Source organism: Enterococcus moraviensis ATCC BAA-383, assembly GCF_000407445.1.
Taxonomy (GTDB): domain Bacteria; phylum Bacillota; class Bacilli; order Lactobacillales; family Enterococcaceae; genus Enterococcus_L; species Enterococcus_L moraviensis.
The window spans coordinates 1,071,828-1,087,892 of sequence record NZ_ASWB01000001.1 but is presented as its reverse complement, the minus strand read 5'-3'; the positions used below and the strand labels follow the sequence as shown (position 1 = coordinate 1,087,892).

19 protein-coding genes and 1 other RNA gene are annotated in these 16,065 nt (G+C 35.7%); 16 read left to right on the top strand and 4 right to left on the bottom strand.

What is annotated here, in order from left to right; all coding sequences use genetic code 11:
• Nucleotides 1-369: 369 nt before the first annotated feature.
• From comGA to I586_RS05120, 9 genes are all read left to right on the top strand, one after another.
• Nucleotides 370-1,332 carry a competence type IV pilus ATPase ComGA gene (gene comGA / locus I586_RS05160; RefSeq protein ID WP_010764220.1) on the top strand — a complete coding sequence of 321 codons (963 nt, stop codon included), beginning with the start codon at nt 370-372 and terminating at the stop codon, nt 1,330-1,332.
• A complete protein-coding gene (comGB, locus tag I586_RS05155) occupies nt 1,286-2,332 on the top strand; it encodes a competence type IV pilus assembly protein ComGB (protein ID WP_010764221.1) in 1,047 nt (348 codons plus the stop codon). The genes comGA and comGB overlap by 47 nt, the downstream gene beginning before the upstream one ends.
• On the top strand, nt 2,329-2,610 hold the full coding sequence (gene comGC / locus I586_RS05150; RefSeq protein ID WP_010764222.1) for a competence type IV pilus major pilin ComGC: 282 nt from the start codon (nt 2,329-2,331) through the stop codon (nt 2,608-2,610). Before comGB ends, comGC begins: the two co-directional genes overlap by 4 nt.
• Nucleotides 2,611-2,615: 5 nt before the next feature.
• Nucleotides 2,616-3,062: a competence type IV pilus minor pilin ComGD gene (gene comGD, locus I586_RS05145; RefSeq protein WP_010764223.1), complete on the top strand. Its 447-nt coding sequence runs from the start codon at nt 2,616-2,618 to the stop codon at nt 3,060-3,062.
• Nucleotides 3,028-3,360, top strand: coding sequence for a competence type IV pilus minor pilin ComGE (gene comGE / locus I586_RS05140; RefSeq protein WP_139242670.1), 333 nt, complete (start codon nt 3,028-3,030; stop codon nt 3,358-3,360). The genes comGD and comGE overlap by 35 nt, the downstream gene beginning before the upstream one ends.
• Complete coding sequence (comGF, locus tag I586_RS05135) at nt 3,326-3,799, top strand: competence type IV pilus minor pilin ComGF (RefSeq protein WP_010764225.1); 474 nt, start codon at nt 3,326-3,328, stop codon at nt 3,797-3,799. The genes comGE and comGF overlap by 35 nt, the downstream gene beginning before the upstream one ends.
• The gene (comGG, locus tag I586_RS05130) at nt 3,792-4,151 is read left to right on the top strand and encodes a competence type IV pilus minor pilin ComGG (RefSeq protein WP_010764226.1); all 360 of its coding nucleotides are present in this window, start codon (nt 3,792-3,794) and stop codon (nt 4,149-4,151) included. The genes comGF and comGG overlap by 8 nt, the downstream gene beginning before the upstream one ends.
• Before the next feature lie 247 nt (nt 4,152-4,398).
• Nucleotides 4,399-5,406 carry a class I SAM-dependent methyltransferase gene (locus I586_RS05125; RefSeq protein ID WP_010764227.1) on the top strand — a complete coding sequence of 336 codons (1,008 nt, stop codon included), beginning with the start codon at nt 4,399-4,401 and terminating at the stop codon, nt 5,404-5,406.
• A gap of 25 nt (nt 5,407-5,431) precedes the next feature.
• On the top strand, nt 5,432-6,619 hold the full coding sequence (locus tag I586_RS05120; protein WP_010764228.1) for an acetate kinase: 1,188 nt from the start codon (nt 5,432-5,434) through the stop codon (nt 6,617-6,619).
• 54 nt (nt 6,620-6,673) lie between these two features.
• Here I586_RS05120 and I586_RS05115 read toward each other — a convergent pair whose 3' ends face one another.
• The 4 genes from I586_RS05115 to I586_RS05105 all read right to left on the bottom strand — a co-directional run bounded on the left by I586_RS05115 (nt 6,674) and on the right by I586_RS05105 (nt 9,140).
• On the bottom strand, nt 6,674-7,150 hold the full coding sequence (locus I586_RS05115) for a universal stress protein (RefSeq protein WP_010764229.1): 477 nt from the start codon (nt 7,148-7,150) through the stop codon (nt 6,674-6,676).
• Nucleotides 7,151-7,246: 96 nt separating this feature from the next.
• The gene (locus tag I586_RS05110; RefSeq protein ID WP_010764230.1) at nt 7,247-7,525 is read right to left on the bottom strand and encodes a hypothetical protein; all 279 of its coding nucleotides are present in this window, start codon (nt 7,523-7,525) and stop codon (nt 7,247-7,249) included.
• 69 nt (nt 7,526-7,594) lie between these two features.
• Nucleotides 7,595-7,788, bottom strand: a non-coding RNA gene (ssrS, locus tag I586_RS17060) — 6S RNA.
• 62 nt (nt 7,789-7,850) lie between these two features.
• On the bottom strand, nt 7,851-9,140 hold the full coding sequence (locus tag I586_RS05105) for a replication-associated recombination protein A (RefSeq protein ID WP_010764231.1): 1,290 nt from the start codon (nt 9,138-9,140) through the stop codon (nt 7,851-7,853).
• Between the two features lie 422 nt (nt 9,141-9,562).
• Here I586_RS05105 and I586_RS05100 point away from each other — a divergent pair, with 422 nt between their 5' ends.
• The 7 genes from I586_RS05100 (at nt 9,563) to dtd (ending at nt 15,941) form a co-directional block, all read left to right on the top strand.
• Nucleotides 9,563-10,201 carry a DNA-3-methyladenine glycosylase gene (locus tag I586_RS05100; RefSeq protein ID WP_010764232.1) on the top strand — a complete coding sequence of 213 codons (639 nt, stop codon included), beginning with the start codon at nt 9,563-9,565 and terminating at the stop codon, nt 10,199-10,201.
• Complete coding sequence (locus I586_RS05095) at nt 10,198-10,683, top strand: DUF3013 family protein (RefSeq protein ID WP_010764233.1); 486 nt, start codon at nt 10,198-10,200, stop codon at nt 10,681-10,683. Before I586_RS05100 ends, I586_RS05095 begins: the two co-directional genes overlap by 4 nt.
• 13 nt (nt 10,684-10,696) lie before the next feature.
• A complete protein-coding gene (prmA, locus tag I586_RS05090) occupies nt 10,697-11,644 on the top strand; it encodes a 50S ribosomal protein L11 methyltransferase (RefSeq protein ID WP_010764234.1) in 948 nt (315 codons plus the stop codon).
• A 1-nt stretch (nt 11,645) separates the two neighbouring features.
• Nucleotides 11,646-12,395: a 16S rRNA (uracil(1498)-N(3))-methyltransferase gene (locus tag I586_RS05085; protein WP_010764235.1), complete on the top strand. Its 750-nt coding sequence runs from the start codon at nt 11,646-11,648 to the stop codon at nt 12,393-12,395.
• Between the two features lie 17 nt (nt 12,396-12,412).
• Nucleotides 12,413-13,060: a beta/alpha barrel domain-containing protein gene (locus I586_RS05080; RefSeq protein ID WP_010764236.1), complete on the top strand. Its 648-nt coding sequence runs from the start codon at nt 12,413-12,415 to the stop codon at nt 13,058-13,060.
• Nucleotides 13,061-13,269: 209 nt separating this feature from the next.
• Entirely contained in the window at nt 13,270-15,483 is a 2,214-nt protein-coding gene (locus I586_RS05075; RefSeq protein WP_010764237.1) for a RelA/SpoT family protein, read from the top strand.
• An 11-nt stretch (nt 15,484-15,494) separates the two neighbouring features.
• Nucleotides 15,495-15,941 (top strand): D-aminoacyl-tRNA deacylase, encoded by a 447-nt coding sequence (dtd, locus tag I586_RS05070; protein WP_010764238.1) that lies wholly within the window; start codon nt 15,495-15,497, stop codon nt 15,939-15,941.
• Nucleotides 15,942-16,065 lie beyond the last annotated feature (124 nt).

The window sequence follows — 16,065 nt, the reverse complement described above, 5'->3', positions numbered from 1 at the left end:
TTCGATAAAGCGTGTACTCCTGCTTAACCCTTTTAAGCAGGAGTTACTTTTTCTCAAAAATTTTAATAAAATTCACAATTTCTGAAAGTTATTCTCGTCAATTTTTTAGTATAATGAATATATCAAAACGATAAACTATTTTGGGGAAGATAGTGCATCAGAACTCTTGGTAAAACCATAAGTGTTGAATTTCAACACTTATGGTTTTACTTTTTTTATTTAAAATCCTGAAATAGCTGGAACTAAAACGTATGAATAAAGCTTCCTTTTCAAACTCAAACCAGAGAACAAAACTTTTTCAAGTTGTTCTCTGGTTTTTTGCGTGGTTTTTTACAAGAAAAGCGTATCTTACAGTAAGGAGGGAAAAAGATGGATATTAAAGAACTTTCTCTGAAATTGATTGAATGGGGGATATCCGAATGTCTACAAGATATTTACGTTTTACCTATTGAAAATAATTTTCAGATCTTTACACGAAAAGGGAAAAAACGAATCCTATTTAAAGAATTAGATAAAAGCGAGGGTGAAAAGCTGATTTTTCACTTCAAATTTATCGGAAGTATGGATGTTGGCGAACGTAGGCAAGCACAGGTTGGCGCTGCGACCTATGTAGTTGAACAAGAGGAGATACGATTACGTTTATCAACAGTTGGTGATTTTAGGCAAAGAGAAAGTTTGGTTATTCGATTTTTACATATATTTGGGAATAGTCGTGAGAATTACTTTTTACCACAGCAATTAAGAAAAGTAAGAGAGTTCATTAATCGACGTGGCTTACATCTATTTTGTGGACCTGTAGGATCTGGTAAAACGACTTTGATGTACAAATTAGCAAAAGAAACAGACCAATTTCAACAAGTGATCACAATAGAGGATCCAGTGGAAATCGAAGAAGCAACCTTTTTACAACTACAGACGAATAGTAAAATCGATTTGACCTATGATGTACTGATCAAGGCTTGTTTACGTCACCGACCAGATATTTTGATCATCGGAGAGATTCGAGATGGACTTACAGCACAAGCAGCAATTAGGGCTGCTTTGACGGGACATACCGTATTTGCAACGATTCATGCAAGAAGTATTGGTGGGGTTTATGAACGACTCGCGGAATTAGGTGTTCAACAAAGAGAAATACTTGAATGTGTATCAAGTATTATCTATCAAAGACTATTGCCTGTTCAGACGTCTATAAACGAACAAATGAGCGGACTACTTATAGATTATAGTTTTTCTAGAGAAATGTCCTCAAATTGGTTGAAAGAACTAAGAAAGGTATGGGCCTATGGATTTATCAATAATCAAACATTTGAAGAAGAAAAAAACCAGTAAGTTGTCTAATCTTCATCAGCGATTGTTTATTCAGTTACTAGCAGACTTATTAAGTAATGGCTTTACAATTCAGGAAAGTTTTCTATTTATGAAAAAGTCTTGTTCGATTCCAGAAATAGCAATCAATTGTTTAGTAGACATTATGGAACGTGGGGACTCGTTTCATAATGGTCTGATAAAGCTTGGATTCAATAGGACGATCATTACTCAAATTGAATTTGCGCACACACATGGAGATATGACAGGGACACTAAAAAAAATCAAAGAGCATATGACAATTGTCGAAAAGCAACGACAAAATCTTTATAAAATCATCAGTTACCCTGTACTGCTTCTCTTGTTTTTAATGGTAGTTTTGATTAGTATTCGCCAAGTTTTGCTACCTCAATTAATGACAAATGGAACAATAGATGCCAATAATATAGGGATTCAATTTATTCAACAAAGTCCTTATTATTTCGTGATTATTTTACTTAGTATAGGACTTATAGGACTTTTTACCTATTTGTTCTTGAAAAAAATGACGTTTATACAAAGAGCTAGTTTCATTTCTAAATTGCCAGTTTTAGGGACCCTCTATAAAGAATATAACTCGGCTTTTTTTGCGCTTGAATGGGGGAAGTTATTTTCTCAAGGGTTAGAGATCAAAAGAGTTATTCAGTTGATGCAAGCAACTAAACAGCAGACATTAATGAATGAACTAGCCGAATTAATTGAAGAAAAATCAGTTTTAGGGCTAACGTTTTATGAACAATTGCCGCAATTTTCATTTTTTTCTCCAGAGTTGTCTCTGATTATTCAACAAGGAGAAGTTAAGGGGAATTTAGGCAAAGAGTTGATTCTATATAGCGAACTTTGTGGGCAACACTTCTTTAAAAAAATGGAAAAGTTGATTCAATGGATTCAACCAGTCATTTTTTTAGTAGTTGCACTTTTAGTCGTAAGTATTTATGCAGCGATGCTATTACCGATTTATGGAGGAATGGAGGAATTTTTATGACAGAGAAAAAGCAACAGATCAAGTATGATGGTTTCACTTTATTAGAAATGCTCGTTGTGCTACTAATCATTTCAGTTTTGATTTTATTATTTGTGCCGAACCTTTCAAAACACAAGGAAGGGGTAGATAAAAAAGGCAATGAAGCTATTGTCAAAATAATAGAAACTCAAATCGATTTGTATGCCATGGAAAAAAATCAAACACCAACGGTTGATCAATTGTTACAGGAAAAATATATCACGCAAGAACAATATGATAAATATCAAAATAGTAAATAATCATCATGAAAAATATGAGGGGTTTCACCTTAATAGAATCCTTAATGGTGTTGTTTGTATGCACGATTTTTATACTACTGCCTACATTATCGATTAATGACTGGAAAGACACTTTGGAAGTAGAACAATTTCTATCTTCATTTGAAAAGAAAATTCTTTTTACGCAACAAATGGCTATTGTAACCGGAATTGATACACAAATTTTATTTTTTGAGCAAGAACAGCAATTTCATTTTTCTATTCCTAGTAACGGAAACAAAATAGAAGAAATGGTAGGAATTCCAGCGCCATTAAAAGCAGTTGGACCAAGTAAATTTACCTTCAAAAAAGATTCTGGGCATAATGGAAAATTATCAAAGTTTTCTTTTTTATGGGCAGAAAAAAATCAATTGATAGAGTTCCAATTTCAGTTAGGAAGTGGTCGATTTGATAAAAAGATCATTCAATTATAAAGGCTACATTTTGCTTGAAAGTCTAATTGCATTAAGCATTGTATGTTTAATCGTTTTAGGGTATATGTCATCGAATACATTCTTATTAAAAAAGAATAAGCAAGCAATTGAGGAATTGGCACTTTATAGAATGCTATATGAAGAAACGAAGCACTATGAAAATCATGGGGGTGAATTAAGACGAACCATCAAAAAAAGAGATAAGGAGTATCAATTGTACTTTTACAAAGGGGATGATGAGTTGAGAGAAGTGGAGATCATGGATGGGAAAGACAAAATTAAAATTAAGAAAGAGTAATAGGAAAAGATCATTCTTAGGTTTTACCTTAATAGAATGTTTACTCGCTCTGCTTCTGTTATCTATTATTTCCATGCTATTTTCTGCTTCGATCAAAAATACTGCGACCGTTTCGAACTATTTAAAAAGTGAAAAGGAAAAAGAATGGCATATTTTTGTGATTCAACTAGAAGAGGAGCTAAAAAACTGTCGCTACGAAAAAACGCAAGCAAACAAGATTATTCTTAGAAATAAAAAAAATAACAATAATGTTTGGATCGAGTATAAGTTAGGAAAAATCGTCAAAGTGGAAAACGGAGGGTATCATCCTCTTCTTATGAAAGTCAAAGAAGCGGTGTTTAGTGAGGTGAATCATACGATTGAGATGCAAGTCATCCTAGAAAATGACTTGATGTATAGTGGGAAGTGGATTATACCTAAGGAGTATACGGATGAATAAACGATATAACGGAGGAATATTACTTACAACATTACTACTCGTTTTTTTATTTAGCTTCATTTTTATGCTTATTTTGGAAGATTTTCAATTGACTCAAGCCTTTACAAAAAAGACTAAAGACTATTATATTGCCAAAATAATGGTAAGTATGTTTCTTTCTGATAGGAAAAAAGAGCAAAAATCATTTGAAAAAAAAGGAGAGCAAAGGTATTCAACAGGTATACTGCAATATGAGTATAATGAGACGATAGTATGGTTTACAATTGAGGTAAATCAGGCGACTTATAAATTTAAAGAGGAGTATCATAAAAGTAAAAAAGCAGACAGACTAGTGAAAGATGAAGTAAAATAAAATAGTAGAAATAGTACGCTTCAAAAATTTGTGAAATGTGTATCAGACTAGGAATAAAAAAAACTAATACAGAGCGCCGTTTTTTTAGAAAAATGCTTAGAATCATTTTTACTTTTGAGTAAATATAAGAGCAGTTTGGCGATTTCTAAATAATATGAGGAAATTGATTGATTATTGTCTATTTTTTCGTTAAAATAGAACAGGTATGAAAATTGTTATATTATAGATGGAAATTGAGGTGTTTCTTTTGTTCCCTGAGAAAATAGAAAAGGCTTTCGGTTTAATGGAACAGTCCATCCAATTGCTTAAACGATCTTTAGACACATCTTTTTTAGATGCATATACTGAAAATGGTGAAAACATCATTGATAATTATCAAGTACGTGTCCTAGATGGAGTGCCCGATGAGCAAACTGTTCAAAAACTTAAAACCATTTATCAGCAGCTAAAAGCAATCGAATTAGAACCAGAAGAAATTAGACGTTTGTCTCAGTTGATTTTACTTAAAGGGAATAAGATAGAGTCCTTACAAGCCAATCATCAACTAACGCCCGACAGCATAGGTTTCTTATTTGTTTATTTGATTGAACAATTATATTCCTCAGAACAATCGCTAAAAATATTAGATATTGCGACAGGCATGGGTAATCTACTTCTGACGATCATCTTAAATCTGAATATAGCGAACTATTCAGCTCAAGGTTTTGGTGTGGATATTGATGACACATTGCTTTCAGTTTCAGCCACTAATAATGAATGGACAAAAGCTGCAATACAATTATTTCATCAAGATGGATTGCAAGACTTGCTTGTTGATCCTGTAGATGTAGCAGTCAGTGATTTGCCGATAGGGTATTATCCAAATGATGAAAAGGCTAAGGAATTTGACTCGGCTGCAGAGGAAGAACATAGTTATGCACATCATTTATTGATGGAACAAGCAATGAAGTTTGTTAAACCAGATGGCTATGGACTATTTTTGATCCCGACTAATATTTTAGAGACAGAACAAAGTTCATTTTTCAAAAACTGGTTGCAAAAAAACGTTTATCTACAAGGTATGATCCAGTTGCCAGATGAATTATTTAAATCAGTTCAATCAAGAAAAAGTATTTTATTTGTACAGAATAAAGGCGAACATAGTGAACAAGCGAAAGAAGTTCTTGTTGCTAAATTAGGTTCCTTAAAAGATCCTGCCAAAATTACCCAATTTTTTCAACAATTTGAGGCTTGGAAGTCTTCAAATTTAAAATAAAACAACTGATAAAGAGGAGAGTATTATGTCTAAAACAATTGCAATCAATGCTGGAAGTTCAAGTTTAAAATGGCAGTTATACCAAATGCCAAATGAAGAAGTTATCGCCAAAGGAATCGTTGAACGTATTGGTTTAAATGATTCAATCTTTACAATCAAATATGGCAATGACGAAAAATATGAAGAAATCGTTGATATTCACGATCATGATGTTGCTGTAAAAATGTTATTGGATAAATTAACTGAATTGAAAATCTTAGCTTCTTACGATGAAATTACTGGTGTAGGACACCGTGTCGTAGCTGGCGGAGAAGACTTTAAAGATTCTGTTGTTATCGATGATGACGTTTTAGCAAAAATCGAAAAATTAGCAGATCTTGCACCATTACACAACCCAGCAAATGCAATGGGAATCAAAGCATTCAAAAAAATCTTACCTGAAATTATCAGTGTTGCTGTTTTTGATACTGCATTCCACACAACAATGCCTAAACACAATTTCTTATATAGTATTCCAACTGAGTACTATGATAAATATGCAGCTCGTAAATACGGCGCACACGGAACAAGCCACAAATACGTTGCTGACCGCGCAGCTGAAATGCTTGGACGCCCAATTGAAGAGTTAAAAATCATTACTTGTCACTTAGGAAACGGAGCATCAATTACAGCTGTTGATGGTGGTAAATCTGTTGATACATCAATGGGATTCACACCACTTGCTGGTGTAACAATGGGTACTCGTTCTGGTGATATCGATCCTTCTTTATTAGCTTATTTAATGGAAAAACTTGAATTGACTGACATCAAAGATATGATCAATATTTTAAATAAAAAATCAGGTTTACTTGGATTGACTGGTATCTCTAGTGATATGCGTGATTTGGAAGCAAACATGGACAAAGAAGCGGTTCAAGTAGCTTACGATATCTTTACAGATCGTATCCGTAAATACATTGGTAGCTATGTAACTGTGCTAAACGGTGTAGACGCAATTGTCTTTACTGCTGGTATCGGTGAAAATGATTCACATGTTCGTAGCGAAGTAATCAAAGGGATGACTTGGTTCGGTTGTGAATTAGATGATGAGAAAAACAATGTTCGTGGAAAAGAATCAGTAATCTCTACGGATGATTCTAAAGTCAAAGTATTATTGATTCCAACAGACGAAGAATTAATGATTGCTCGTGACGTTGAACGTTTAAGAAAATAATGTTTAAATAAAAAGATGCCACTCAATTTTATTGAGTGGCTTTTTTGTATATAGTTATTCATCATCCTGTTGAACTGGAATTTTATTAGTTAAATCCGTTCTTACCACTAATACATCACATGATGCGTTGCGAATGACATATTCAGAGACTGATCCAATAAATAATCGTTCTACAGCATTAAGTCCAGTGGCTCCTAACATAATCAAATCAACTTCATGATCTTGTGGCAATTGTTTTGCAATCAAAGGCTTTGGAGAGCCGTATTCAATGATACTTGATACTTTTTCACAGCCATGTTCTTTGGCTTGTTTTTTGTACCCTTCTAACGTTTGTTTTGCCATTTCAGTAGCTTGTTCAGCTAAGACTCCATCAAATGAAGAAACAGATTGAAATGCACGAGTATCAATAACATGGGCTAGTAGTAATTCTGCATCATTTCTCATGGCAACGTTCATTGCTTTTTGGAAAGCTAATTCTGCTTCAGATGAGCCATCAACTGCAACCATAATTCTACGATAATTTTGTAACATATTAACCACTCCTTTCAAATAATTGAAAATTCATAGTTCTTGACACTTTAATTGTAGAACAAAATAGAAAAAAAGCAAACAAAAAAGAAGATGCTGTTATAGAATCTTCTTGGCAAACATAACGGTGAATATAGCTGAAATTACAAGCAAGCTAAAAATATAAAATAAAGAAAAGAAAGTTAAATTAAAGATTCCAACTAAAATACCGATGGCAGCTAAAATCAAATAAAAAACACCGAACTGATGTAAAAATTGTGTGTTTTCATCAGGTTCCCCGTTGTGCATCAAGGGCAAAAAAACTGTTCCTTTTTTTAATAAATAGATACCGATAATAACTAATAATGCTACAGATACAAAAATAAGTATGCGAATCATGCAATGAACCTCCATCAAATAAAAAACAATTTGCACTTCGCAAATTGTTTGGTGATCTAAATAAAAATGGTAAAATCCGTTGATGCCGTTATTCGTCCTATAGTATTGAACCCGCAAACAAAGCAGGTGGGTTCCACGACTGACAGCTTCGAACTACCAAATGATAAGGCATGTTACCAGCTTAGGTACCAGAAGGATCCCTAGATATCAATAAAATGTTCGGTCAACACACAAAAAAGACAACGCGTACATCACAGATTTACCATCTTTATAATAGCACAATATAAACCAAACAGCAACGAGCGCGCTTAGATTTGAAAGCGGATTATTTTTTGCTGTTTTTTCCTTTTTTCCATTCCTGAATCCGCTGATGCTGCTGGTGTAGTGCCTGTTCGTATTTGCCAGTATCAATTGGCTCATAATAATGAGCATTTTTTATTTTGTCAGGAAGATACTGTTGATCGACCCAAGCATTTTCAAAATTATGTGGATATTGATACCCAATGCCACGATTCAATTCTTTTGCGCCAGAATAATGGCTATCACGTAAATGATCAGGGACATCTCCAGCTTTTCCATCACGAATATCGGCTAAGGCAGCGTCGATAGCACTGATCGCAGAATTTGATTTTGGTGACAGGCATAAATCGATAACTACACTGGCAAGTGGAATACGTGCTTCTGGGAATCCTAATTTTTCGGCTGCCTGAACAGCTGTGATTGTGCGAGCAGCGGCAGGAGGATTACCCAAACCAATGTCTTCATAAGCAATGACCATCAAACGACGACAAATAATCGGTAAATCACCGGCTTCAACTAAACGCGCTAAATAATGAAGTGCAGCATCGACGTCACTACCGCGGATCGATTTTTGAAATGCTGAAATGACATCGTAATGAGCATCACCATTTTTATCATGAGTCAAAGCTTTACGCTGTACACATTCTTCAATAATCGAAAGAGTGATCTTAACTTCTTTATTTTCGTTCACAGGAGTTGATTTTACAGCTAATTCTAGTCCATTTAAGGCGCTACGCAAATCTCCATTTGTAGCACGTGATAAATGCTGCAAGGCTTTTTCTTCTAATACAACAGGAAATTCTCCCAATCCTCGTTCGGTATCAGTTAATGCTTCTTTGATTGCTTTTTGAATATCAAGTTCAGTCAGGGGCTTGACTTCAAAAATTTGTGTTCGACTTCGAATGGCTGGATTGATTGTAATATAAGGATTCTCAGTCGTTGCCCCAATCATAATGATGCGACCACTCTCAAGGTGAGGCAATAAGAAATCTTGTTTTGTTTTATCTAAACGATGGACTTCATCTAATAATAAGATGACAGTGCCACTCATTTTCGCTTCTTCGGCTACAATCTGTAGATCTTTCTTTGTATCTGTTGCAGCATTCAATAAGCGAAAGGCATAGTTGGTCGAACCAGCAATTGCACTGGCAATACTAGTCTTACCAGTACCTGGGGGACCATATAAAATCATAGATGAAAGCATACGCGCTTCAACCATCCGACGAATGATTTTTCCTGGTCCAACAAGATGTTGTTGACCGACGACCTCATCCAAATTACGTGGTCTCATGCGATAAGCTAAAGGTTTTTGCATCGTTGAACCTCCTTATTTTAAAAGCGTAGCGGGCTCGTTAAGCTCTGACAGAAAAATAGGAAAAACTGAGAGTGGCGCTTTTAGCCACAATCAGGATTTATCTTTTTTCCGAAGAGCTAGCCCGCGAAGCTAGATATGAGAAAAAGCGAAACAGGCTCGTTAAGCTCTGACAGAAAAATAGGAAAAACTGAGAGTGGCGCTTTTAGCCACAATCAGGATTTATCTTTTTTGTCGGAGTACAGTTTAAGTAACTAGCTAAAAAATTCTTTATTCCCTTATTATACCACAAAGAACGTACGTTTGTATCGGTGCTTGTTTAGTCTTTTAAAACAAGAGAATGTAAGGGTTTATCATACAAAATGCTTGTGATTTCAATGGATAATAGACCTAGATTCGTGTATGATAGGAGGTGGTGAAAAATAATGAATGAAACGATAGATTTTTTTAATACAAAATCAACAGAAGAAATCGCTCAATTTTTATTAGGAATGTATTTAGAACATGAATCAGAAACGGGGATACTTGCAGGGTATATCGTGGATACAGAAGCTTATTTAGGCCCAGAAGATGAAGCAGCGCATAGTTATGGCTTACGAGATACGCCACGCTTGAAGGCGATGTATGAAAAGCCCGGGACGATTTATTTATACACCATGCATACCCACCTGATTTTAAATATGGTGACGCAAGAAAAAGACAAACCTCAAGGTGTTATGATTCGTGCGATTGAGCCTGTTATTGGAATCAATCAAATGGAAGTTAACCGCAAAGGAAAAAAAGGTGTCGAGTTGTCTAATGGGCCTGGAAAGTTAGTCGAGGCTTTAGACATTAAGAAAGAATTATACGGTGATTCCATCTTTGACAGTTCTCTAAGAATCGTTCCTGAAAAAAGGAAAACGCCTAAGAAAATCATTTCACTTCCTAGAATTGGAATTCCAAATAAAGGAATTTGGACAGAGTTACCGCTACGATATGTTGTTTCAGGAAACCCCTATATTTCTAAACAAAGTAAAAGTGATATCGATCAAAAGGCCTTTGGCTGGAAGGAAGAAAATAAATGAAAAAAGAAACGATGCTAACTTATTTAGATCAACAAATTACCAAAAAAATTACAGAATACGATGTCGCTCTTGATTGGAACACAAGAAATCATTCAATTGAAGTGGTTTTTCGATTGTTTGCTGAAAATAAGACTCATGAACAAATCGATGATGCAGCAGGAACACTATCAGAAGAAGAAATCATTGAATTTGAAGACGGTGTTCTATTTTATAATCCTGAAAAAACTTCTGTAGAGGAAGAAGACTATTTAGCTGTTATTCCTTATGAAGGAAAAAAAGGTATTAAAAAATCTGTGTTGGATGGTTTTGTTGCGTACTTAAATGAGGTACTAACAGAAGGGCAAAGTGACTTGTTAGATTTTTTAACAGATGAAGATCAAGAAGTTTTTGAATTAAAATGGTCTAATGAAGAGTTTGAAAAAGCTGTTCAAGCATATCAAAAAGCGGATAGCGATGTATATATCGCCTATCCTAGTTATTAGAAGAGGTGATCATATGAAGTGGACAGAAGTAAAAGTTGAAACAACCAGTGAAGCGGTTGAAGCAATTTCAAATATTATGATGGAAGCCGGCGCTAGTGGTGTTGCCATCGAAGATTCTTTAGATGTGGAAAATTTCCAAAGCGATCTTTATGGGGAATTATTAGATAAAGAACAATTTACACATATCAAGGATGGCGCTTTAGTAATGGCCTATTTCCCAGAAACAACTTTTTTACCAGAAATATTACCTTTTATTAAAGAAAGTATCACGCGTTTACCAGAATTTGGACTTGAAATAGGGAAAAATGAAGTGAGTGTCAGCGAAGTTGCTGAAAGTGATTGGGCGACTGCATGGAAAAAATATTATCATCCAGTTCGAGTGACCCGTTTTTTAACGATTGTACCAAGTTGGGAAAAATATGAGCCGCAAGATACGGTTGAAAAAATAATCACTTTGGATCCTGGAATGGCATTTGGGACAGGAACACATCCAACAACTCGTTTAACATTACAAGCTTTAGAAACAGTTTTACGTGGTGGCGAAACATTGCTTGATGTTGGAACTGGTTCTGGCGTTTTAAGTATTGCAAGTAAATATTTAGGCGCAAAAGACGTTTATGCGTATGACTTAGATGAAGTAGCTGTTACTGCAGCAAAAGAAAATATGGATATGAACCCAATTGCAAGTGATGTTCATGTGTCAGCAAATGATTTGTTAAAAAACGTAACGATTGAAGCGGATGTGATCGTAGCAAATATTTTAGCGGATATCATTACATTGATGATAGAAGATGCTTGGCGTTTATTGAAAAATGACGGTACCTTGATTGTTTCAGGGATCATTCATGAGAAAAAAGAAATGATCATACAAAAGATGACAGAAGTAGGATTTCTTGTGGATCAAGTTTTCCAACAAGGAGATTGGTATGCGATTATTTTAAAGAAAACTGAGGAAGAGTAAAATGCAACGTTACTTTTTAACTGAGCCATATGAGGTCAAAGAACACTATACCATTACAGGTGAAAACTATCATCATATCGTTCGCGTCATGCGGATGGAATCAGGACAGCAAGTCTTCTTAGCATTTAGTGATCAGTTGGCGATCATTGCTGAAATAATTGATATTACCGAAGAAGCCGTTTTTCTAAAAGAAATCAGTAAAGAACAAGCTGAAAAAGAGTTGCCAGTGAATGTCACGATTGCTTGTGGCTATCCTAAAGGTGACAAATTAGAATGGGTCGTGCAAAAAGGAACAGAACTAGGCAGCCACCGCTTTATCGGTTTTCCTGCCAAAGCCTCGGTTGTAAAATGGGATTCGAAGAAACTAGTCAAAAAAACTGACCGCTTGAAAAAAATTGCGACTGAAGCGGCTGAGCAATCCCATCGCCAGTTTGTACCAGATATTGTATTATTAGAGAAAGAGCAAGAATTGATGGATGTTTTTTCTCGTTATGATAAAGTGTTGATCGCATATGAAGAGTCTGCAAAAGTTGGAGAACGCAGCCGCTTTGCAACAGCACTTTCTGAATTAGTTGTTGGAGAATCGATTCTAATCATTTTTGGACCAGAGGGTGGTTTTTCTCCAGCTGAAATTGAAAAATTTCAAGAATATGGTGGGGTTGTTTGTGGCTTGGGGCCACGTATTTTACGTGCTGAAACAGCGCCATTGTACGCTTTGAGCGCTATTAGTTATCAATTTGAATTAGTGTAAGAGTTAGGGGGTTTTTTATGGAGATAGAGTTAGAAAGACTTTCAATTATGTTGATGGATCCGACGCTTACAGATCAACAGTTTAAAGATGAGATTCTGTTCTTAAAAGAGTTTCCTGTTCGGTCCATTTTTGTTTTGCCCTATGCTATCACAAGAGCAAAACAATTATTGGTGGGAACAGCGATTCAGGTAGGTAGTTTTGTCGATTTTCCATTGGGTGGTGGAACATTGGCAAAAAAAGCGTTTGAGACGGGACAGATGTATAGAGATGGTGCGTCGGATGTTTTTGTGACTATGGCGCCTGAACAACTGGATCTAAATGGAAATCTTAGTTATCAAGCATTAGAGCAATTGTCGTTTGGACGAAATGCTTTAGGTTTTTTCTTAGATAGTAGTCATTTGACAGACAACCAAAAGCAAGTATTAACGACGGATATTGCACAGCTTAATGTCAGTGCTATTTCTCTTGGCGTAAATCTAACGATGGAACAAGCAATTTACGATATGAGTATTTTTAGAACAGGCCGTAAGAGACGAATGACCTTCCAAGTGAATGTCAAAGCGCCAACTTTACTTGAAATTGAGTTGCTTTTTCAAGCGGGGGCTTCGTATATTGGGATTAACAACGGGCGTGAGATTTTACCACTGATCTCAAAATGGAATTAAATTAGAGGAATTGAAAATCCATAAAAATGTTAGTATAATAAAAGATGTTGGAAGTGCTACTGTTTCAAGTGGTGCTTTTCTTTTTTTCATAGATTGATTATGTACATAAACGATAAGATTGTTGAATCGTTAGAAAGAGAGCGTATTGATCTATTAGTTTAGAACAACCGATCTCTAGTTGAACTGACGTAGATAAAGGAGTGAGAACCATGCCAAAAGAGGAAATTATGACAGGACCTGGAGTCATTAAGCTCGTGTCAAAATATATGGAACCCCAACATGTTGCTTTTGTTCAAAAAGCGTGTGACTATGCGGAAAAAGCACATGAAGGACAAGTCAGACAATCAGGTGAACCTTATTTTATTCATCCAATTCAAGTAGCTGGAATTTTAGCTGAATTACGGATGGACCCACATACCGTTGCAACAGGATTTTTGCATGATGTAGTAGAAGATACAGATGTAACACTGGAAGATTTAGCAAATGAATTTGGAGCAGATGTTGCGATGCTTGTTGACGGCGTAACGAAGCTTGGAAAAATAAAGTACAAATCTCATGAAGAACAATTAGCTGAAAATCATCGAAAAATGCTATTGGCAATGGCACAAGATCTACGTGTCATTATGGTCAAACTAGCTGATCGTTTGCATAATATGCGTACATTGAAGCACTTACGTGAAGACAAGCAACGTCGGATTGCACAAGAAACAATTGAAATCTATGCGCCGCTTGCTCATCGTTTAGGGATTAGCCGTATCAAATGGGAGTTAGAGGATACTGCGTTACGTTACATTAATCCAAACCAATATTACCGAATTGTGAACTTGATGCAAAGCAAAAGAGATGAACGAGAAGCGTATGTTGAAGAGGCAGTAGAAGATATCCGTTTGGCGACAGAAGACTTGGATATTTATGCGGAGATTTACGGTCGACCAAAACATATTTACTCGATTTATCGTAAAATGAAAGATCAAAAGAAACAATTTAATGAGATTTATGATTTGTTAGCCATTCGCGTAATTGTGGATTCTATCAAGGATTGTTATGCTGTGTTAGGGGCAATTCATACAAAATGGACACCGATGCCAGGGCGTTTCAAAGATTATATTGCCATGCCGAAAGCCAATATGTACCAGTCCATTCATACGACTGTTATCGGACCCAAAGGCAATCCAGTAGAAGTGCAGATCAGAACGCATGAAATGCATCAAATTGCTGAGTTCGGGGTAGCAGCTCACTGGGCTTATAAAGAAGGTAAGACTGAAAAAGTCGATGAAGATAATGATACAAAACAATTAAGTTGGTTCCGTGAAATTCTTGAACTACAAGATGAAAGCTATGATGCTTCAGAATTTATGGAAAGTGTGAAAGGGGATATTTTTAGTGATAAGGTCTACGTTTTCACCCCAACAGGTGAAGTGACCGAATTGCCAAAAGGTTCTGGTCCACTTGATTTTGCCTATAGTGTGCATACGGAAATCGGGAATAAGACGACGGGTGCCAAGGTCAATGGAAAAATGGTCCAATTGGACTATACACTGAAAAATGGGGATATCATTGAAGTGCTGACATCACCAAATTCATTTGGTCCAAGTCGTGATTGGCTAAAAATGGTTGCCACAAGTAAGGCAAGAAATAAAATCAAGCGATTCTTTAAAGTTCAAGACCGTGAAGTCAATATTATCAAAGGGCATGATGCTATCAGTAAGTACTTGATTGAACATGGTTTTACACCTAAAGAATTTTTAAGCAAAGCTAAAATGGCAGAAGCGTTGGATCGTTTTAATTTTCAAACAGAAGATGATCTATATGCTGCAGTCGGTTATGGTGAAATTAGTGCCCAAGTAGTCTTTAATCGTTTAACTGAAAAAGAGCGTAAAGAACAAGAAATAGAACGTCAAAAGCAAGAAGCAGAAGAATTGATGAGTCAGCCAGTCAAAAAAGAATCAGATAGAATGAAAGTTCGTCATGAAGGCGGAATTGTGATTCAAGGGGTTGAAAATCTGCTTATTCGAATCAGTCGTTGTTGTAATCCTGTACCAGGCGATGAAATCGTCGGCTACATTACAAAAGGCCGTGGTGTTTCAATACACAGAGCCGATTGCCCAAATGTACAGCATCAAGAAGAACTCGCACAACGTTTGATTGAAGTTGAGTGGGAAGATACGAATAATTCAAATAAAGAATATGATGCTGACTTAGAAATTTATGGCTATAATCGCAGCGGATTGTTAAATGATGTCTTACAAGTGATCAGTTCTATGACCAAAAATTTAGTCAGTGTAGAAGCTAAACCGACTAAAAATAAAATGGCTATGATTCATGTGACGGTAAAAATCCAAAATCTAGATCATTTAAAAACAATCGTCGATAAAATAAAAAATATACCGGATGTTTATAATGTCCGTAGAACCAATGGCTAGGGGGATCCGTAATGAGAGCAGTTATCCAGCGAGTCAGTCAAGCTGAAGTAAAGATCGACCAAAAAAGTGTTGGGAAAATAAATCAAGGGTTTATGATTTTACTTGGCATTCATGAAACAGATAGCGAAGAAGATGTTGCGTATTTAGTTCGGAAAATCAGTAAACTTAGAGTGTTTGAAGACACTGCTGGTAAAATGAATCTGAGTATTCAAGAAGTTCAAGGAAGTATTTTGAGTGTGTCTCAATTTACGTTATACGCAGATACTAAAAAGGGCAACCGACCTAGTTTTATAGCAGCTGCCAGACCAGAAGTGGCGATTCCTTTATATGAACAATTCAATCAACAACTAAAACAACTGAATATACCTGTAGAGACAGGCGAATTCGGTGCTGATATGGCGGTATCATTGATTAATGATGGACCAGTAACGATCATTATTGATACAAATGATAACTAATCAAAAACATCATTCCTGCAATTTTTAGGAGCAGGAATGATGTTTTTTGATAAATTCTTTTGAAAAGACTTATTTGGAGTGAATGCTTGGTATAATAAAAGGTAAAGTGATTGTTGAGGTGTAA